Origin of the sequence: Pseudoxanthomonas sp. 22568, from assembly GCF_052044485.1 — a bacterium.
In the GTDB taxonomy this organism is placed as follows: domain Bacteria; phylum Pseudomonadota; class Gammaproteobacteria; order Xanthomonadales; family Xanthomonadaceae; genus Pseudoxanthomonas_A; species Pseudoxanthomonas_A beigongshangi.
Map to the genome: position 1 here is coordinate 337,151 of NZ_JBQENC010000003.1, position 18,920 is coordinate 356,070.

Below are 18,920 nucleotides of genomic sequence, written 5' to 3' on the forward strand. Positions count from 1 at the left end.
GACTATCATTTGCGATTATCGTGAGAACTGCCGACGACATGGATGGCTTCACCCGCGTTTTCGTCCGCGAGCGCCAGCGCATCGTTCATCTGGTGCGCCGCATCGTCGGCTGCGACAGCACGGCCGAGGACATCGTGCAGGACACCTACCTGCGGCTGAAGGATCGCCATCTGGGTGAAGCGGATCTCAGCCTGGTGTTCCGCACCGCGCAGAACCTGGCGCTGGATCATCTGCGATCCCGGCGCGTGCGCCACGAGCACGCACGCCAGGCCAGCCACGATACCGACGTTTCCTCCGCATCCCCGGAACAGATGGCGGACAGCCGCGCGCGTCTGGAAGGACTGCTGCAAACCCTGCGCGGACTGCCGCCGCGCACGCGCCGGGTGTTCCTCATGCAACGCATCGATGGCTGGACCTACCCGCAAATCGGCCAGGCGCTCGGCGTATCGACCAGCACGGTCGAAAAGGAGATGATGCTGGCCATGCATCGCTGCCGTGATTTCCTGCGCCGGCAGGCGCAGGCCGAGTCAACCGCGGTCGCCGGTGAACGTTACACGTTGACCTGATCCACATACTGGCCACCGCTCCCAGGCACCCATGTCGGCACCCCACGAGAGCCCAACTCCTTCCCCCTCCGACCAGGCCATTGCCTGGCACGTGCGCCTGCATTCGGGTGTGCCGATGGAGGAGGCCGAGCAGGAACGATTCCTGGCATGGCTGGGTGAACCCGCACACCAGACCGCGTGGGAAGAGACGCTGCAGTTGTCCGAGCAACTGGAACAGCCCGCGCGCATGCTCGCGAGCGAGTTTAGTCATATTACTTCCACGCCCCCGTCCCGCGCCGGGCAACCCACGTGGATGGCGGTCGCGGCGTTGTTGCTGTGTTGCGTGGTGATCTACTGCCTGTTGCGTTGAGACGGCGTTCTGCCCGTTGAGTGATTCCCATTGCTGGCGCGTTGTACGTGCGCACCCCACCCGGGGCGAACACCACGCCATTTCAGGAATCACATCATGTCCCCCACCCCCGTTCCCACGCTTCCTTTCCGCCATCCCCTGGCACAGGCCATCGCCCTGGCGTGCGCGCTGCTGCCTGGACTCGCCCGCGCGCAGGCCGCCTCGGACGGACCGACGACGCTGGATGCGATCGAAGTCCACGGTGAAAAGGAAAACAAGAACTCCTATACGGTCCGCGAAACCGGCAGCGCGACCAAGTTGAATCTGTCCCTGCGCGAAACCCCGCAGTCGGTCACCGTCATCACCCGCCAGCGCCTGGACGACATGGGACTGTTCAGCCTGTCCGGCGTGATGCAGCAGGTCACCGGCGTGTTCGTCCAGTACACCGACAGCGAGCGCGTCAGCTACAACGCGCGCGGCTACGCCATCAACAACATCCAGGTCGACGGCATGCTCAATACCGGCGGCTACGTCAAGGCCGACGGTGATTCGGCCGTGTACGAACGCATCGAAGTGGTTCGTGGCGCCACCGGCCTGACCACGGGCGCGGGAGATCCGTCCGGCACCATCAACCTGATCCGCAAGCGGCCGACCTCCGAATTCGCGATGACCACGGGGCTGACGATCGGGCGCTGGAGCAACCACCGCTTCGAGACCGACATCAGTGGCCCGCTGGGCTGGGATGGTCGGCTGCGTGGCCGCCTGGTCGCCGCCAAGCAGCAGAGCGACTCCTGGCGCGACTTCTACCGGCTCGACAAGAACGTGCTGTACGGTGTGATCGAAGCCGATCTGACGCCGCGCACGCTGCTGACCGCGGGCTACGACTACCAGTCGCCGAAAACCCAGGGCGCCACCTGGGGCACGCTGCCCTACTGGATGGCCGACGGCAGTCTGGCGCGATTGCCGCGCAACACCAACCTGTCGGCCAAATGGAGTTCGTGGCCACGCGAGGATCGCCAGGCTTTCGCCCGCCTGGAACAGTCCTTCGCCAATGGCTGGCTGGCCAGACTGGCCTATACCCGTGCCGACAGCGACACCGACGGCTACATGTTCTACGGCGGCGAAGGCTTTCCGCGCGCCGACGGCAGCGGGATCCAGGTGTGGACTTCGCGCTTCCTGGGAAGCACCCGCAGCGATGCCTGGGAGTTCAACGCCGGCGGTCCATTCCGCCTGTTCGGCCGCGAGCACACCCTGCTTGCTGGCTACAGCACCCTGAGCCAGCGCTCTTACGAACCCTATACGCAAACCCTGCCGCCGGCTGGCTATGCCAGCTGGGCCGACTACAGTCGGATTCCGGACTGGCGCAACTGGGACGGCAACGTGCCCCGGTTCGGCAGTATCCGCCATGGCCACAACGCCTACAGCTCCCGAACCCGGCAGAGCGCCGGTTTCATCGCCGCGCACCTGAATTTCACCGACGCCCTCAAGGCGGTGGTTGGTGCGCGCTACAGCACCTGGGAAACCGCCAACGAGGAACGCTACAACACGGCCGGCACGCTCGAGGCCCGGGGTGGCTATAAAGTCGAAGATGTATTCACCCCCTACGCCGGCGTGCTCTTCGATCTCAATGACAAGCTGACCGCCTATGCCAGCTACACGAGCATCTTCAAGCCGCAGGAATATCGCGATCGCAACGACCGCTATCTGGATCCGATCGAGGGCAACAGCTACGAGCTGGGCCTGAAGGGCGAGTTCTTCGATGGCGGCCTCAACGCGAGCGCGGCGGTGTTCCGCAGCGAACAGGACAACCTGGCGGAAATCGATGATTCGGTGCCGCCGCGGATCATCAACGGCTCGCCGACCTACGCCTACAAGTCCACCGGCAAGGGCAACAAGGTGCAGGGCTGGGAACTGGAAGTGCAAGGCCAGGTCACCGAGAACTGGAACATCGCCGGCGGCTTCACCCACGCCAAGGCCGAGAACGCGGCCGGCGTTCGCATCAACACCATGCAGCCGGTGGATCTGTTCCGCCTCAATACCTACTACCGCCTGCCTGGCCGCTGGAACCGTCTGAGCATCGGTGGCGGCGTCACCTGGCAAGGCAAGCTCACCGGTACCGGCAACCGGCCGACGGGCGCGTACGACCCGGCCACCGGCGCCCCGCTCACCCGGCGCGCACCGATGGAACAGGACGCCGTCCATCTGCTCAATCTGGCGGCCAGCTATCGCTTCAGCGACAACATCACTGCCAGCCTCAACATCAACAACCTGCTGGACAAGGACTATTACAGCCGGATGGGGTTCTACAACGGCGTGCATTGGGGAGAACCACGCAACGTCACCCTGAACCTGCGCATCCGTCTCTGACCCCGGCATCGGCCACCCGCGCCCGGCAATCCTTGAGGGATGCGGTGGCCTGGCACGTTATAGCGGAATGGACACCGCGCCCGATGGCGTCGGCCGCCGCCAGGGAAGGCGGCTCCCGGGCGGGTGGCGAAGCCGCCTGCCCATTCCTGTCGCAAGCCCGGATGCGTTCGTGAAAGTTCTTTTCTCCCCCCGTCCCCAACGCCTTGCCGGTGTGCTCCGGCATCCGCGCGCCGGCATCGCCTCGCGCAGCCTCGCGGCCATCCTCGGCGGCTATGCGCTGGCCGCCACTACCTCGTCCTTCCTCGCCCTGGCGCTGCCGATGGATCGCGCCCAGGCCGTGCTGACCGGCATGCTGGTCGCGATCGTCGTCTGCGCCTGCGCCGCGCTGTGGGCGTTCGCGGTACGCACCGCCCTGCGCGCCTGGATCGGCATCGCCCTGCCTGCGCTGCTGATGGGCGTGGGCACGGCCTGGCTGGGACCTGCGGCATGAAGCAGGGTTTCCGCCAGTCGATGGCCTGGCTGCACACCTGGACAGGCTTGCTGGTCGGCTGGCTGCTGCTGCTGATTTTCATGGCCGGTACCGCCAGCTATTACCGCGAGGAAATCAGCCGCTGGATGCGTCCGGAGGTACCCAGCACCCTCGCGCGGGGGCCGGAAGCCGCCGAGCGTGCGCTTCAATACCTTCAACGGTACGCGGCGCGGGCCGAAAGCTGGACCGTTACCCTGCCCGACGACCGTAACGGCACCCTGCGGATGTTCTGGCGCAATCCCGAATCCGCCACTTCGCCGGACGAGGGCAAGCGCCGTGGCCGGCGGGGCGGACGCTTCGGCGACGCCACCGTCAACCCCGATACCGGCGAGGCGATTGCCGCCCGCGAAACCCGCGGCGGCGATTTCTTCTACCGCCTGCATTTCGACCTGCACTACATCCCGGTGGTGTGGGCGCGCTACCTGGTCGGCTTCTGCGCGATGTTCATGCTGGTGGCGATCATCACCGGCGTGATCACCCACAAGAAGATCTTCAAGGACTTCTTCACGTTCCGCCCCGGCAAGGGCCAGCGCTCGTGGCTGGATTTCCACAACGTCAGCGCGGTGATGGCGCTGCCATACCACGCGATGATCACCTATACCGGCATCGTCACCCTGATGTTCATGTACCTGCCCTGGGGCGTGAAGGCGGCCTATCCGGCCGACGAGGATGCCTTCTTCAGCGCCGCGTTCGCCCGGTTCGGCGAACCGCGCGACGCCGCGGGGACATCCGCGCCAGGCACACCGGACATCGTGCGTGTGCTCGATGCCTCGCGCCGGTATTGGCAGGGCGGCGAGCCCGGCGGCTTCACCGTTCACCATCCCGGTGATGCGAATGCCGTGGTCGACGTGTTCCAGCGCACCGGCAAGCGCCTGTCGATCGACACGCCCTCGTTGCGTTTCGACGGCGCCACCGGCGCTCTGCTCGATGCCAGCCCCGGTCCGGGTGGTGCCACCCGCACCCGCGGCGTGATGTATGGCCTGCATCTGGCACGCTTCGCCGATCCCCTGCTGCGCCTGCTGTTCTTCCTGTCCGGCCTCGCCGGTTGCCTGATGGTCGCCAGCGGCGTGATCCTGTGGGCCATCAAGGAACGCCCCAAACACCTGAAGACAGGGCGCATCGGTTTCGGCCTGCGGCTGGTGGATGCGCTCAACATCGGCGCGGTCGCCGGCCTGCCGATCGCGTTCGCGGCCTATTTCTGGGGCAACCGGTTGCTGCCGTTGGCGATCGCCGAGCGCGCGTCCGCGGAGGCGAACGTGTTTTTCGCGGCATGGGCGGTCGCGCTGCTGGCCGCTTTCGCCTGGCCCAGGCGCGCCATGTGGGCCTGGCAGCTCTACGTCGCCGCACTGCTGTTCCTGCTGCTGCCGCTGGTCAACGCATTGACCACTTCGACGCACCTCGGTGTCTCGCTCATGCGACATGACTGGGTGATGGCCGGTTTTGATCTCGCCATGCTTGCGCTGGGTGCCGGCCTGGTCTGTGCCGGCCGCCGCATGCAGCGCTGGCAACCGCCGGCAAGCGCGGCGGCTCGACGACGGCAGGCCGCCAATGTAGCCGATACGGGGCCCGCGGGAGCGAACGCATGAGCGTGCTCGTGTTCCTGCTGCTGACGGCTCTGGCCTATGCGGGTTTCGCGGCGCTGTGCCTGTCGATGGAAAAACACCAGATGGATCTGCACGGCGCCGCACGGGCCGGTACCGGCCGGATGCGCCAGTGGCGCTGGCTCGGCGGGAGCCTGCTCGCGCTGGCCCTGCTGGTGGCCGGCCAGGCCGAGGACTGGGCGCGCGGTCCGGTGATCTGGTTGGGCGTCATGACCGCAGCCGGCCTCTCGCTTGCGCTGGGAGTCCTGCCTTACCGGCCGCGCTGGCTGGCGGGTCTTGCCTGGACGCTGGCCGGTCTGGTGGCGCTGGCCGCCCTGCACAGGTGGCTGGCGTGAGCGTGGCCGCTTCGTTTCTTCCCCCGCCGGAGTCGTTTGATGAGCCTGCACGCGATTGAGCGCGTCACCCATGTCCACCACTGGAACGACAGCCTGTTCTCGTTCCGCACCACTCGCGATCCGGGCCTGCGCTTCGAGAGCGGTCATTTCGTGATGATCGGGCTCGAGGTCGATGGCCGCCCGCTGATGCGGGCCTACAGCATCGCCAGCCCGCATTGGGAAGAACATCTCGAGTTCTTCAGCATCAAGGTCCAGGACGGGCAGCTGACGTCCCGGCTTCAGCATCTTCAGGTCGGCGATCCGGTACTGGTCAGCCGCAAGCCCACCGGCACGCTGGTCCTGCACGACCTGCATCCCGGACGGCATCTGTATTTGCTCGGCACCGGCACCGGCCTGGCCCCGTTCATGAGCATCATCCAGGATCCGGAAACCTACGAGCGCTACGAGAAGGTCATCGTCGCGCACGGCGTGCGGCACATCAGCGACCTGGCCTATTCCGGGTTCATCGAACGGGACCTGCCGCGCCATGAATTCCTCGGTGAGCAAATCCGCGAGAAGCTCCTCTACCACCCGACGGTGACCCGCGAGGTGTTCCGCAACCAAGGCCGGCTCACCGACCAGATCGCCGACGGCCGGCTCGCCGAAACCTGTGGCTTGCCGCCCCTGCATCCGGCGCGCGACCGCTTCATGATCTGCGGCAGCCCGGCGATGCTGGCGGAAATCCGCACCCTGCTGGACCAGCGCGGGTTCCAATGTTCGCCGCGCACCGGTCATCCGGGGGACTACGTGTTCGAACGTGCATTTGTGGAGAAGTAAACGGACGATTGGCGCCAGCAAAGAAAGAAGCCGGCTTTCGCCGGCTTCTTTCCGTCATGACGGTGCGCTTGCCGACTACTCCGAATGCAATGCGGTCAGGCTGGCTGCCGCGGCCGGGGCATCGCCCTTGCCACGCGCGCGGCGGACCGCGCGCACGGTGCCGCTGCGCAGATCGTCGAGGAGCGCGTAGATGGTCGGCAGGAACAGCAGGCTGACCACGGTGGAGAACGCCAACCCGCCGGCGATGGCGCGCGCCATGGGGAAGTACGGCGGACCATCACCCGCCAACTGGGTATTGCTGATCGCGATCGGCACCATTGCCAGGATCGCCGTGCCCATCGTCATCAAGATCGGGCGCAGGCGTTCGCGGCTGCCTTCCACCAGCGCTTCGGTGCGGGACATGCCGCGCCGTCGCAGGTTGTTGATGTGCTCGATCATCACGATGCCGTTGTTCACCACCACGCCCATCAGCACCAGGATGCCGATGAAGGCCATGATGTTGAATTCGGTTCCGGTCAGCCAGAACAGCCAGAACACGCCCAGCACCGAGAACAGCACGCCGCTCATGATCGCCGAGGGGAACAGCAGCGACTCGAACACCGCCGCCATCACCACGTAGATCATGATCAGGGCGAGCAGCACATTGAACATCATCTGTTGCATGGCTTCCTGATCTTCCTGGAAGCCGCCGCCGTCGAAGCTGTAGCTGTAGCCCGCCGGATAGGCCAACGTCTTCAGGGTGTCCTCCATCGCCTTGCGAGCCTCCGGCATGGAGACCTTGTCGGCCAGGTTGGCCTGGATGGTCAGCGTGGTCTGGCGGTTGGAGCGCTGGACCTCGTTGGCTGAAGGCTTGATGGCCACGTTGACCATCGCCAGCAACGGCACGGTGCGGCCATCCGGCGCGCGCACGGTGAACGACTCCAGATCCTCGGAACCATAATGCTCGGCACCGGCGAACCGCACCCATACCGGCACCTCGTTCTCGCCGCGGCGGAACTCGCGCAGCGGCGCGCCACGCAAGGCCAGTTCGACGAAGCGTCCGACTTCCTGGGCGCTGAAGCCGAACGCCAGCGCCCGCTCGCGGTCCACCTGCACGGCCAGCTCGCTGTTGCGGTCGCCGCTGTTCACGCGTACGTCGGTCAGTTCCTTGCGCTTGGCCAGGATCGGTACCACCTCGTTGGCCAGTTCGGTCAGGGTCTGGGTGGAATCACCCACCAGTTGCACCGATACGCTCTGCGCCTGCTGGCCGCCGCCTCCGCCCGGTCCGCCCTGGTCGCCGATGCCGACGTTGGCACGCGCCGACTTCGGCAGGTCCTTGCGGATGGCATCGATCAGTTGCTTGCTCTCGGTGATGTCCTTGGTGTCCAGCTTGATGTTGGTGCCGCCCCAGCCCTGCTCGCTGAAGAACGAATAGATCTGTGTGATCTTGAAGCGCTTGCGGTTGGCTTCCAGGTAGGCCTCGATCTTGCCGACTTCCTGCGACATCTGCTCCTTGGTGTAGGCGCCCTTCCACTGGTAGAAGATCCGGGTTTCGCCGGCATCCTCACCACCGAACATGTTCGTCTTCATCTGGGTCATCGGCACTACGCTGGCCGCGATGATCAGCAGGATGCCCAGCACGCTCCAGCCGCGATGGACCAGCGTCCAGCGCAGCAGGCCGGCATACCGGCGCTGCATGCGCGGAATCAGGCCGTCGGGCTTGCTCACTGTCGGCGGCGTCTTCAGCCGCGCGGAGATCATCGGGATCAGGCTCACCGCGACCAGCCAGGACGCCAGCAGCGACACCGAGATGGTGATGGCGATCTGGGTCAGGAAGATGCTCAGCATGTTGCGATCGCCGAACATCGTCGGCAGGAAGACGATGCAGTGGCACAGCGTGCCCGCCGAAAGCGCGATGGCGACGTGGCGGGTGCCGATGATCGAGGCCAGCACCGGCTGGCCCGGCATCCGCTCGCGTTCCTGGTAGATGCTCTCCACCACCACCACCGCGTTGTCCACCAGCATGCCCACGGCCAGCAGCAGGCCCATCATGCTGAGGATGTTCAGGGTGACCCCGGCGAAGTACATGAAACCCAGGGTCATCACGAAACAGATCGGAATCGCCAGGGTCACCATCAGCGTCGACGGCCAATGACGCAGGAAGAAGAACAGCACCGCGATAGACAGCACCAGGCCGATGCCGCCGGCCTCGGCCAGGCTCAGCAGCGAGGAGGTGACGTTGTCACCCTGGTTGTCCATTACCAGCACCTGCACGTCGTTCAGTGCCGGGCTTTCGCGAATCGCCTCCACTTCCTTCAGCGCCGCGCTGGAGACTTCCACCAGGTTGGCGTTGCGCTCCTTGAAGATGTCCAGGCCCACCGCCGCGCGCCCGTCCAGGCGCCGTCCGTAGTCCATCCGCGCCGGCTTCAGCCGCACTTCGGCGATATCGCCCAGGCGCAGGCCGCTGTTGTTCAACACCAGCGAGCGCAGTTGTTCGAGATCGGCCAGTTCGCCCACCGGCTGCACGCGCAGGCGGCGGCCTCCGTCGGTGATCTGCCCGGCCGAGACCGAGAAATTGACCGCCTGCAGTCGCGTAGTCAGCTCGTTGAGACTCAGGTTGTGCGCGGTCAAGCGATCCGGCTCGATCGCGATCTCCACCTCGTTGGCCGGGGCGCCGGACACCTCGACCCGCGCCACGCCGGGAATGCGTTCCAGCCGGCGCTTGAATTCGCGGTCGATCATGTCGTACGCGCCGGTCAGGTCGGTGGTGCTGGCCAGACGTACCCGCAGGATTGGCTCGTCGGTGGTGGAGAACTTGAAGACGAAGTAGCGCTGCAGATCGTCCGGCAGATCATCGCGGATGGCGTCGATGCGCTCGCGCGCCTCCGAGGCGGCAATGGCCACGTCGCGGTCCCAGTCAGAGAACTGGATGAAGATATTGGCCCCGTCCGAACGCGCGGAGCTGTCCATCCGCTTGATGCCGGTCATGGTCGAGAGCGTTTCCTCGACCGGCCGCAGCACCGTGCGCTCGACCTCTTCCGGGGTCGAGCCGGTGTACGGCAGCTGCACCATGATGAACGGCGGCGACACGTCCGGGAACGCTTCCAGCGGCAGCCGGATCGCCGCGATCATGCCGATCACGAACAACGACACGAAGAACATGATCGTCGTGACCGGCCGCTTGATGCTGAACTCGGCGACGCTCATGCGTGCTCCGTCGCGGCCGTGCCGCCCTCGCCCGCACCATCAATGCCTTCGGCCGAGGCGCGATTGCGGCGCCCGCGCTCCAGGTAGTAGTCATCGGCGCGGCGGTCCAGCAGGTTGTAGACCACCGGGATGACCAGCAGGGTCAGCAGGGTCGACACCAGCAGGCCGCCGATCACGGTGATCGCCATCGGCGAACGCACTTCCGCGCCCGGACTGCCGAACAGCGGCGCGACGGCCAGCGGCAGGAAGCCGAACAGCGTGCACAGCGTGGTCATCACGATCGGGCGCAGGCGCGAGCGCGCACCCTCGATCAGGGCCTCGCGCTTGGCCACGCCGGCCTCGCGCAACTGATTCACCTTGTCGATCAGGATGATCGCGTTCTTCACTACCAGGCCGACCAGCAGGATCAAACCGATGAACACCACCACCGACACCGGCGAGCGCGTCATCAGCAGCGCCAGCACCGCGCCGACCAGGGCCAGCGGGATGGTGAACAGGATGACGAACGGATGCAGCAGCGACTCGAACTGCGAGGCCATCACCAGGTAGACCAGGAACACCGCCAGGGCGAACGCGAACAGCAGCGAGCGCACCGACTCGGCGAGTTCCTCGCCCTGTCCGCCGATGTGCATGCCGATGGCCGCGCCCAGCGGTTCCTTGGCGACCATGTCGCGCACCTCGGCGACGGCGCCGCCCAGGTCGATGTCGCGCAGGTTGGCCGAGACGATCGCCACCCGGATCTGGTCGGTGCGATGAATCTCGCTGGGACCGGTGGTGGACACCACGTCGGCGACCGCGTCCAGGGTCACCGGCCGGTTGCTGCCGGGATTGACGATCAGACGGCGGATGCTCTCCACGCTGGCGCGGTCGGTTTCCTGCGCGCGCACCAGCACGTCGATCTTGCGATCGCGGAAGCTGTAGCGCGTGGCCACTTCACCGCGGACCTTCTTCACCACCACGTCGGCAATCTGGCGGGTAGTCAGGCCCAGCGCACCGGCGCGCTCCTGATCGAAGCGGATCTGGATCTCCGGGAAGCCCTCCTCCACCGTCGACTTGACGTCGGCGTAGTGCGGATTGTTGCGCAGCATCGCCGCCAGCTTGCGGCCGGCCTGCTCGATCGAGGCCAGATCCTGTCCGCGCAGCTCAACTTCCAGCGGAGTGGAGAAACTGAACAGCTCGGGACGGGCGAAGTCCACCTGCACGCCGGCGTGCGACTGCATGGTCGCGCGCAGGCGCTCGGTCTCTGCGGCCTCGATCTTCTCGCTGCCGCCACCGGCCATCACCACCGTCAGCTTGCCGATGTTCTCGCCGCTCTCGGTCGGACTGGCATCCAGCCGGGTGCCGCTGCCGCTGACGCCATACAGCGATTGCACGCCGTCATCCTTGGAGTGCTTCTGCTGCAACTCGCGGACCAGCGCGTCGGTGTCCTTCAACGGCGTGCCCGGCGGCAGCTTGACCGTCATTTCGAAGCGATCCTGGGCCAGCTGCGGAATCAGGTCCGCGCCCAGCATCGGCACCGTCAGCAGGGTCAGGCCGAATGCCGCACCGGCGAAGCCCAGCACCAGCCAGGGTCGTGCCAGCGAAGCCGGCAGCAGGCGCAGATAGGCACGCTCGGCGCCGTTGTACGGCATCATCACCAGGTCGCTGAGCTTGCGCATGATCGGACCGACCACCGCGGCCACGCCACGCCACGCCTTGACCACGAACCAGGCAATGCCGAAGAACACGGAGCGGAACACCAGCCCGATCAGATGGCCGACGAAGGCGAACGGACGCTGCCAGGCCGAGGTCGGCTGCCAGCGCGGATGCGGTGCTTCCTCCGGGAACGCCAACGGCGGGCGGCCCTTGAGCGAGCTCAGCATCGGAATCAGGGTCATCGCCACCACCAGCGAAATCGCGATGGCGATCGCCACGGTCAGTGCCTGATCGCGGAACAACTGGCCGGCGATGCCTTCCACGAACACCAGCGGCAGGAACACCGCCACCGTGGTCAGGGTCGACGCCACCACCGCCATGCTCACTTCGCGGGTGCCGGCGATCGCCGCCTGCAATATGCCCAGTCCGCGCTCGCGCGCCTTGGCGATGCTCTCCAGCACCACGATGGAATCGTCCACCACCAGGCCGGTCGCCAGCGCCAGGCCACCCAGCGACATGACATTGAGGCTCAGGTCCAACTGGTCCATGAAGAAGAACGTGGTGACAATCGACACCGGCAGCGACAGGCTGATGACGAACGTGCTCCAGCCGTCTCGCAGGAACATGAAGATGATCAGGATCGCCAGGATGCCGCCGATGACCGCGTCCTTCTTGACGTCGGCAATCGCGTGTTCGATGAACAGCGACTGGTCCTCGATGGTGGTCAGCTCGACGTCCGGCGGAATCTGGCTCTTGAGTTCCTCCAGCTTCTTCTTGACCGCGTCGGCCGTGGATACGGTGTTGGCATCACCTTCCTTGTAGATCGCCAGTTCCACCGCTTCCTTGCCGGCCAGGCGGATGATCGCCTCGCGCTCCTTGTAGCCCTGGCGGACATCCGCGACGTCCTTCAGCCGCACCGCCATGCCGCCGGCGATGGCGCTGGTATCGCTCGAAGACGCGCTCTGCACCGAAGCCGCCGCGGCCATCGCCTCCGCCGAACCGGTGGACGCGGCGATCGCCGCCATCTGCGCGGCCGCCGATTGCGCGGCGCTGCTGCCGCCGTTGGTCTGCGCCGTGATCAGCATTTCGCGGATTTCGTTGACCGTGGCGAACTGGTTGACCGTGCGCACCAGGTAACGCTGCGAACCCTCTTCCAGGCGACCGCCGGAGATATTGATGTTCTCCTGTTGCAGGCGCTGGATGACGTTGTCGATCGGCAGGTTCAACTGCGCCAGCTTCTGCTGGTCGATGTCGACCTGGATTTCGTCTTCCAGGCCGCCGCCGACCTTGACCGCGGCCACGCCTTCGACCGGCTCCAGCTTCTTCTTCAGATCGTCGTCGGCGTAGCGGCGCAGCTCGGTGAGCAGGCGCACCGCGTCGGCATCGTTGGCCGGCGCGTTCTTGTTGGACAGCGCCAGGCGGACGATCGGCTCGGTGGAGGGATTGAAGCGCAGCAGCACCGGGGCCTTGGCCTCCAGCGGCAGTTGCAGTACTTCCATCTTGTCGCGGACTTCCAGGCTGGCCTGGTCCATGTCCGTGCCCCAGGCGAATTCCAGCACCACGTCGCTCTGACCGGTGCGCGAGACCGACTTGAGCTTGCGCAGGTTCTTGACCACGCCCAGCGCTTCCTCGACCGGCTCGGAAATCAGGGTCTCGATTTCCGATGGCGCCGCACCGGTGTATTCGGTACGCACGGTCAGGGTCGGATAGCTTAGATCCGGCAGCAGGTTGACCTTCAGGCTGCCGAGGGCGATGACGCCGAACAGCAGCATGGTGACCGTGATCATCGCGATGGTCACCCGGCGGCGGGTGGAGAACTCCACCAAGCCGCCGCCCAGCCGCCCTTGCGGCTGGGAATCGTGGGGATCCGGATGGCCGCTCATTGCTTGCTACCAGCCTCGACGGCCTGATCCTTCGCCGCTACCGCCTTCGGAGCGGGATCACCGATCACCTGCACGGCACTGCCATCGCGCAGGGCCACCTTGCCTGCGGTGACCACGCGATCGCCCGGCTTCAGGCCTTCGCGCACTTCCAGCCATTCGCCATCGGCGTAGCCCAGCTTCACCGGCACCCGCGCGGCCTTGCCGTCACGGACCACGAACACCGCCGGGTCGCCATCGTCCAGCAGCGCGATGCGTGGCACCACCAGTGCGTCGGCGCGTTGGTCGTAATCGATGCGGATGCGGCTGAACATGCCCGGCTGCAGGGTCGCGTCGGCGAACGCGCAGACCACCCGGAAGGTGCCGCTGCCGGCATCCACCACATTGGCCACGCGATCGACCACGCCCTGGAAGGTCTTGCCCGGCAGGGCGTCGGCCTGCAGCAGGACCGGCAGGCCGGCCTTGAGCGTCGCCAGTTCGCGCTCGGGCACGTTGAGCGTGGCTTCCAGCTTCGAGTTGTCGACGATGCGGAAGATCGGCGTGTTGATCTGGACGAAGTTGCCGGTCTTGATCGAGCGCGAGGCGATCACGCCGGAAATCGGCGCCACCACCGTCGTATAGGACAGTTCCAGCTTGGCCAGGTTGTACTGCGCGCGCGCGTTCTCCAGATCGAACTTGATCTGGTCCACGTCGTTGGCGCTGATCATCTGCTGATCCACCAACTGGCGGGCGCGGTGGTAGTTGTTCTCCAGCTTGCGCATCTGCGCCTCGGCCTGGGCCACGGCCAGACGCGCGCGATCCGGATCCAGCCGCACCAGCGCCTGCCCGGCCTTGATCTGCTGGCCTTCCTCGACCATCACGGCCAGCGCCACGCCGGAGGTCTTGGCGACCACCTGCGACTCGGCGCGCGGTTCCAGGGTGGTGGTACCGGTGTAGCTGGCGGCCACGGCGCGGCGGCTGGCCGTCACCGCTTCCACCGGCACCGCGTCGGCGGCCTTGGCCTCGGCCCCGTTCTTGGCCTGGGCTTCGGGCGCGGGGCCGCCGCCCTTGCAGGCGGACAGGACCAGCATGCCGCACAGGACGGGCAGCAGGGCCAGGCGCAGGTGGGAGCGGCCGGATTGGGGGTGGGCTCGGGACATGGGGTGGACCGTGGTGGTGTTGTTTAGGTGTTGTATGAAGGTATATCACCCATTCAGCCGGAATCATGCGCCGAAGGTCATGGTGACCAGCATCCGTAATGGCCGCTTTTGCGGCGGCGATGCGTGCGGAGCGACCTGGATCCGGTTGCCGCCAAGGGTGCATCGACCATGCGGCACCGGCGTGACCGTCCGGCGGATGGCGGCATTCGTGACGTTAACGTTATACTTCGCGGAGCCAAGCGCTGCGGTTGGACGCGGCGCGCGCAAATGAGAGTCCCGGATTAACGACATGATGCGACCGCTTCCGCTCGCCGCTTGCCTTGCCTTGGCCGCCGCCCTGCCGATGGCCGCCCTGACCGCCCAGACCCCCACCAGCGAAGCCGCGCCCGCGCCGGCCCCCGCTGCTGCGGCTCCGGCGGCAGCTCCCGCCGCCCCAGCCCCCGCCGCCGCGCCGATCACCGGCAACGCCGACAAGGGCCGCACCCTGACGTACACCTGCCAGGGCTGCCACGGCATCACCGGCTACAAGAATGCCTACCCGAACTACCACGTGCCGCGGATCGGCGGCCAGTCGGCGGAATATCTGGTCAATGCGCTGACCGAATACAAGAAGGGGGCCCGCAAGCACCCGACCATGCAGGCGCAGTCCGAAAGCTTCTCGGATCAGGACATCGCCGACATCGCCGCCTTCCTTTCCACCGTCAAGTAATCCGCCATGCCCAACGCCAAGCACGCCCAGCGTCTAGCCATCGCCCTGCTCGCCGCCCTCGCACTGGCGGCATGCTCCAAGGTGGAAACCAACGAGACCGCCGCCACCGATCCCGGCCACGCCAGTGGCGAGCACGGTTCCAGTTCCTCCGCCGGCCTGCCGGACGGCCGCATCGCCGCAGGCGAGCAATTGGCCAACGCCAAGGGCAAGGCCACCGGCCAGAGCTGCATCGACTGCCACGGCGCCGACGGCAATGCCCCGATCGACGGCACTTACCCGAAGCTGGGCGGCCAGTACGCCGACTACATCGCGCATGCGCTGCAGGCCTACCGTGCCGGCGATCGCCAGCACGCGCTGATGTCGCCGCAGGCCGCCGGCCTGAGCGACCAGGACATCTCGGATCTGGCCGCCTACTTCGGCTCGCGCGAGTCCAAGCTGCGCGACCTGCACGGCGTGCACTGAAGCCGCGACAGGCAGACATCCTCGTCGGAGACGGAGCCGCAAGGCTCCGTTTCTTTTTGTGCCGATGACATCCGCAATGGCCGGGTCCACCCTCATCGGCCCTGGATTCGTGCCGGTATGCCGCATGCCATGCAGGCTTTGCATCAGCGTGATGCCATCGCTGGACGGTTGGCCGGAAAACGCCAGCTGTTTTCCCCCAAGTCGTGTATCTCGCCACCGAACGGCCACACCCGTGGCGCCCGGCGTCAGGAATCGGTGGGAACCGGCGTGCGCTTGGTCGGGATTTCCGGTGGCGGACGCGCCGAAGCCGGTTGTTCGTTGAGATTGGGGTCGAACAGGCCGCAGCCGCCGCCCAGTTGCAGCACGGACACCACGCAGCGGATTTTCTTGCGGGTTCCGGGAATCGGGATCACCGCTTCGCGGATGTTGCGCCGGACCCATTCGGCCAACAGCGATTCGTTCGGTACCCAGTACTTGTCGAAGCTGGTCGGTTCGTAGTCGTAGGGCGGACGTTGGAGCCAAGTGCCGGAGCTGTCGATCTTCTCGCGCGTCCACTGGTCATTGCCGCCACCCGGCGCGCCGCGTTCGCTGGCGGTCGCCGGACCCTCGCCGGCACCGGCGCCGGTCGGCACCCGCACGCTGCCATCGGCGTTGAACAGGCCGGGCTTCTGTCCGGCATTGGCGCCGCTGTCGCCAGCGACGTTGCGCCGCGAAGCGCCCCAGTCGTCGCCGCGCTGCGGCGTGGCCCAGCCGCCGCTGCGATCGGTCTGCGCCGGTCCCGATCGCGTCGCCCCGGGCTGCAGGCCTTTCGACGCCGAAGGCGTGGCCGCCTGCGAACCTGTGCCGGTATCGCGGGCGGTGGCCGGGGCCGGCGTGCTCGCCGCACTGGCATTGCCCTGCGTCGTGGCCGGGCGCGGCGCCGGAATCTCGCGTTCGCGCACGCCCGGGGCCGGCTGTTGCAGATCGCGCACCGGCGCCACCCGCGTGGGTACCTGCGCCGTGCGCACCTGTGGCAACGGCGCGGCGATCTCGCGCTCCTGCACCTGCGGCACCGGTCGGTTGATTTGCGGTGCGGCGATCCCGCGCTGCGTGTCCACGCGCGGTACCGCCGGGGTTTCCAGCACGGTGACCTCGCGCTGCGGCACGCTCAGTTCGCGCGGGGTGATCGTGGGTGCGGTCACCGCATCGCGACGCAGATTGGGCGGCGGCAATACGTATTCGGTGGTCGGCGCCGGCACTTCGGTGACCTGCACCGGCTGCGGTGCCTGCGGTGCCGGCTCGGCGATCTCGCGTTCGCGCACCTGCGGTGTTTCGGTGGCCAGCGTCGGCGACGGCGGCACGAATTCAGGCATGCGCCGGGGCGTGGCCACGGTGCTGGCATCCTGGCTCGCGGCCTCGCCACCGGAAGCGGCCGGCGCCGGCGAAGAGGTCGCCTGCGGCGCGCCGCCACCGGTTTCCTCGGGCGTGCCGCGGCCGACGAATTCGACCTGCACGCGGCTGCTGTCGCCGGCTTCCGCCGGCGATGGCGGCAGGCGGACCACCGCGACCCAGACCAGCAGCAGCACGAACAACAGGTGCATCAGCAGGCTGGTGAAACCAGCCAGCCAGCGGATGCCGCGTTCCTCGCGCGGCGGCGGATCCCAGTCCTGATAGAACAGCGAACGCAGACCGCCCCAGAAACCCAGCGCGGGCGCGATCGGACCCGGCGGTGGCGGCGGGCGCGTCATCAGGTCCGTGACGATGGCTTCGGACCTTTCACGGGTGATGATGCCGAGCCGTTCCGGCAGCGCGCGCAGCCAGAGTCCCCAGCCGTACGGCAGGCCGGTGTGACGCTCCAGTATGGGAGCCGCCTTGCGCGGCAACAGCGCCTGGATGATGAGTTCGGCGGCTCGCGTCACCGGCGCGGGGCTATGTCAGGCCGCGTTGCCGCGGGGAATGTAGGGAGCCGCGCCGGTGTCGTGATCGGTGGCATCGCGCACCGCCGTCACGCCGGGAACGCGCGCGACCAGGGTCTTCTCGATACCCTGTTTCAGGGTCACGTCAGCCATGCCGCAACCGTGGCAACCGCCGCCGAAGCGCAGGTATACGACGCCGTCGCCAGTCACCTGCTCCACCGCCACTTTGCCCTTGTGCTGGGCCAGTTGCGGATTGATCTCGTTTTCCACCACCCAGCGCACGCGCTCGACCAGCGATGCGGACTCGGCGGGCACCTCGCCCTTGATCTTGGGCGCCTTGATGGTCAGCTGGGTGCTGGCACCCTGGTAGACGTAGTCGATCTCGGCACCATCCAGCCAGGCCACGCTGTCGGCTTGCACGTACAGGGTGAACCCGTCGCAGTCCACCGCCCATTCGTCGCCGGCCAGATCGCGCGGTTCGGCGAACTCCAGGCGCGCATCGGCGCGCGGGGTACCTGCATGCACCGCGCTGAGCCGCACGCCGAGACCGGGCAGCGACTCGCGCTCGATCAGTTTGCGGAAATGGGCCTGTGCGCTGTCGGAAATCTGGATCATGCGGGGTATTCTAGCGTTCCGGCCGGGGCTTGCCCGTCCGGACCATCGTAACGTGTGCCGGCGTTCAGCGGACCGGCTTTCCTGGAGGACCCATGACCGACCTGATCCCCCTCGCCCAGGCCCATTGCGTGCCCCTGCGTGGCGGCGAGCACAAGCTGGGCCAGGCCCGCATCGCCGAACTGATGCCGGAACTGCCCGGCTGGGAACTGGCCGAGGACGGCCATGCGCTGTGCAAGACCTTCACCTTCGCCAACTACCACGAGACCATGGCGTTCGTGAATGCGCTGGCCTACATCGCCCACCGCGAGGACCATCACCCGGATTTGGGCGTACATTACAACCGCGCCGTGGTCCGCTATTCGACCCACGATGTCGGCGGACTGAGCGAAAACGACTTCATCTGCGCGGCCAAGGCCGAGGCGCTGGTCACCGGAGCTCCCTGATGAGAATTCTTCCCCTGTTGGCGACTTCCATCGTGCTGGCGGCAACGCTGTCCGCCTGCGGCGGTTCCGGCACCCCGGCCGCGCCGGTGGCGCCGCCGACCGAACTGGCGGCGGTCGACACGCCCCCGCCGGAGTATCCGATTGAACTGGCCTGCGCCGGCATCGGCGGCGTGTCCACGCTGAAGGTCGTCGTCGGCATCGAAGGCGTTCCGACCGAAGTCGGCGTGTTCAAGAGCAGCGGCCAACCGGCGCTGGACGAAGCGGCGCAGAAGGCCGTGCACGGATGGCAGTTCAAGGCCGCCACCCGCAACGGCCAGGCGATCAGCCAGACCATCCAGGTGCCGGTGACCTTCACCCCGCCCGCCGAACGGCCGAACCAGTGCTTCGCGCTGGATTCGCAACGCCAGGGATGAA

The 18,920-nt window shown here is 66.9% G+C and carries 16 protein-coding genes; 11 read left to right on the forward strand and 5 right to left on the reverse strand.

Annotated elements, in window-relative coordinates; translation table 11 throughout:
- The first annotated feature begins 20 nt into the window (after positions 1–20).
- From ACTJI2_RS05720 to ACTJI2_RS05750, 7 genes are all read left to right on the forward strand, one after another.
- Positions 21–566, forward strand: coding sequence for an RNA polymerase sigma factor (locus ACTJI2_RS05720; protein WP_440841406.1), 546 nt, complete (start codon positions 21–23; stop codon positions 564–566).
- A 31-nt stretch (positions 567–597) separates the two neighbouring features.
- Positions 598–915 carry a FecR/PupR family sigma factor regulator gene (locus ACTJI2_RS05725; RefSeq protein WP_141452658.1) on the forward strand — a complete coding sequence of 106 codons (318 nt, stop codon included), beginning with the start codon at positions 598–600 and terminating at the stop codon, positions 913–915.
- Positions 916–1,011: 96 nt separating this feature from the next.
- Positions 1,012–3,261: a TonB-dependent siderophore receptor gene (locus tag ACTJI2_RS05730; protein WP_440841407.1), complete on the forward strand. Its 2,250-nt coding sequence runs from the start codon at positions 1,012–1,014 to the stop codon at positions 3,259–3,261.
- A 169-nt stretch (positions 3,262–3,430) separates the two neighbouring features.
- Positions 3,431–3,751, forward strand: coding sequence for a DUF3649 domain-containing protein (locus ACTJI2_RS05735; protein WP_425504655.1), 321 nt, complete (start codon positions 3,431–3,433; stop codon positions 3,749–3,751).
- Complete coding sequence (locus ACTJI2_RS05740; RefSeq protein ID WP_440841408.1) at positions 3,748–5,376, forward strand: PepSY-associated TM helix domain-containing protein; 1,629 nt, start codon at positions 3,748–3,750, stop codon at positions 5,374–5,376. Before ACTJI2_RS05735 ends, ACTJI2_RS05740 begins: the two co-directional genes overlap by 4 nt.
- On the forward strand, positions 5,373–5,726 hold the full coding sequence (locus ACTJI2_RS05745; protein ID WP_440841409.1) for a DUF3325 domain-containing protein: 354 nt from the start codon (positions 5,373–5,375) through the stop codon (positions 5,724–5,726). The genes ACTJI2_RS05740 and ACTJI2_RS05745 overlap by 4 nt, the downstream gene beginning before the upstream one ends.
- A 39-nt stretch (positions 5,727–5,765) precedes the next feature.
- Complete coding sequence (locus ACTJI2_RS05750; protein WP_440841410.1) at positions 5,766–6,542, forward strand: ferredoxin--NADP reductase; 777 nt, start codon at positions 5,766–5,768, stop codon at positions 6,540–6,542.
- A 75-nt stretch (positions 6,543–6,617) separates the two neighbouring features.
- On the opposite strand, the gene ACTJI2_RS05755 is transcribed toward ACTJI2_RS05750, so the two are convergent.
- The 3 genes from ACTJI2_RS05755 to ACTJI2_RS05765 are packed head-to-tail and all read right to left on the reverse strand — an operon-like array spanning position 6,618 to position 14,382.
- The gene (locus ACTJI2_RS05755) at positions 6,618–9,728 is read right to left on the reverse strand and encodes an efflux RND transporter permease subunit (protein ID WP_440841411.1); all 3,111 of its coding nucleotides are present in this window, start codon (positions 9,726–9,728) and stop codon (positions 6,618–6,620) included.
- The gene (locus ACTJI2_RS05760; RefSeq protein WP_440841412.1) at positions 9,725–13,246 is read right to left on the reverse strand and encodes an efflux RND transporter permease subunit; all 3,522 of its coding nucleotides are present in this window, start codon (positions 13,244–13,246) and stop codon (positions 9,725–9,727) included. Before ACTJI2_RS05760 ends, ACTJI2_RS05755 begins: the two co-directional genes overlap by 4 nt.
- Positions 13,243–14,382: an efflux RND transporter periplasmic adaptor subunit gene (locus ACTJI2_RS05765; RefSeq protein ID WP_440841413.1), complete on the reverse strand. Its 1,140-nt coding sequence runs from the start codon at positions 14,380–14,382 to the stop codon at positions 13,243–13,245. The genes ACTJI2_RS05760 and ACTJI2_RS05765 overlap by 4 nt, the downstream gene beginning before the upstream one ends.
- 292 nt (positions 14,383–14,674) lie before the next feature.
- Between ACTJI2_RS05765 and ACTJI2_RS05770 the strand changes: the two genes are divergently transcribed.
- Positions 14,675–15,091, forward strand: coding sequence for a c-type cytochrome (locus ACTJI2_RS05770; RefSeq protein ID WP_440841439.1), 417 nt, complete (start codon positions 14,675–14,677; stop codon positions 15,089–15,091).
- A gap of 6 nt (positions 15,092–15,097) precedes the next feature.
- Positions 15,098–15,553, forward strand: coding sequence for a c-type cytochrome (locus tag ACTJI2_RS05775; protein WP_440841414.1), 456 nt, complete (start codon positions 15,098–15,100; stop codon positions 15,551–15,553).
- Positions 15,554–15,798: 245 nt separating this feature from the next.
- Here ACTJI2_RS05775 and ACTJI2_RS05780 read toward each other — a convergent pair whose 3' ends face one another.
- A complete protein-coding gene (locus ACTJI2_RS05780; RefSeq protein WP_440841415.1) occupies positions 15,799–17,451 on the reverse strand; it encodes a hypothetical protein in 1,653 nt (550 codons plus the stop codon).
- A 15-nt stretch (positions 17,452–17,466) separates the two neighbouring features.
- Positions 17,467–18,063 carry an NfuA family Fe-S biogenesis protein gene (locus tag ACTJI2_RS05785; RefSeq protein WP_183636803.1) on the reverse strand — a complete coding sequence of 199 codons (597 nt, stop codon included), beginning with the start codon at positions 18,061–18,063 and terminating at the stop codon, positions 17,467–17,469.
- Positions 18,064–18,155: 92 nt separating this feature from the next.
- Between ACTJI2_RS05785 and ACTJI2_RS05790 the strand changes: the two genes are divergently transcribed.
- Both ACTJI2_RS05790 and ACTJI2_RS05795 read left to right on the forward strand, forming a co-directional pair.
- Positions 18,156–18,506: a 4a-hydroxytetrahydrobiopterin dehydratase gene (locus tag ACTJI2_RS05790; RefSeq protein WP_183636806.1), complete on the forward strand. Its 351-nt coding sequence runs from the start codon at positions 18,156–18,158 to the stop codon at positions 18,504–18,506.
- A complete protein-coding gene (locus ACTJI2_RS05795; RefSeq protein WP_440841416.1) occupies positions 18,506–18,919 on the forward strand; it encodes an energy transducer TonB in 414 nt (137 codons plus the stop codon). Before ACTJI2_RS05790 ends, ACTJI2_RS05795 begins: the two co-directional genes overlap by 1 nt.
- Position 18,920: the final 1 nt, after the last annotated feature.

Bases quoted from the DNA above. Each gene is read 5' to 3' on its own strand.
- ACTJI2_RS05745 (WP_440841409.1), top strand. From the start codon at position 5,373: ATGAGCGTGCTCGTGTTCCTGCTGCTGACGGCTCTGGCCTATGCGGGT.
- ACTJI2_RS05730 (WP_440841407.1), top strand. From the start codon at position 1,012: ATGTCCCCCACCCCCGTTCCCACGCTTCCTTTCCGCCATCCCCTGGCA.
- ACTJI2_RS05785 (WP_183636803.1), bottom strand. From the start codon at position 18,063: ATGATCCAGATTTCCGACAGCGCACAGGCCCATTTCCGCAAACTGATC.
- ACTJI2_RS05750 (WP_440841410.1), top strand. From the start codon at position 5,766: ATGAGCCTGCACGCGATTGAGCGCGTCACCCATGTCCACCACTGGAAC.
- ACTJI2_RS05775 (WP_440841414.1), top strand. From the start codon at position 15,098: ATGCCCAACGCCAAGCACGCCCAGCGTCTAGCCATCGCCCTGCTCGCC.
- ACTJI2_RS05725 (WP_141452658.1), top strand. From the start codon at position 598: ATGTCGGCACCCCACGAGAGCCCAACTCCTTCCCCCTCCGACCAGGCC.
- ACTJI2_RS05755 (WP_440841411.1), bottom strand. From the start codon at position 9,728: ATGAGCGTCGCCGAGTTCAGCATCAAGCGGCCGGTCACGACGATCATG.
- ACTJI2_RS05795 (WP_440841416.1), top strand. From the start codon at position 18,506: ATGAGAATTCTTCCCCTGTTGGCGACTTCCATCGTGCTGGCGGCAACG.
- ACTJI2_RS05740 (WP_440841408.1), top strand. From the start codon at position 3,748: ATGAAGCAGGGTTTCCGCCAGTCGATGGCCTGGCTGCACACCTGGACA.
- ACTJI2_RS05765 (WP_440841413.1), bottom strand. From the start codon at position 14,382: ATGTCCCGAGCCCACCCCCAATCCGGCCGCTCCCACCTGCGCCTGGCC.
- ACTJI2_RS05790 (WP_183636806.1), top strand. From the start codon at position 18,156: ATGACCGACCTGATCCCCCTCGCCCAGGCCCATTGCGTGCCCCTGCGT.
- ACTJI2_RS05760 (WP_440841412.1), bottom strand. From the start codon at position 13,246: ATGAGCGGCCATCCGGATCCCCACGATTCCCAGCCGCAAGGGCGGCTG.
- ACTJI2_RS05770 (WP_440841439.1), top strand. From the start codon at position 14,675: ATGCGACCGCTTCCGCTCGCCGCTTGCCTTGCCTTGGCCGCCGCCCTG.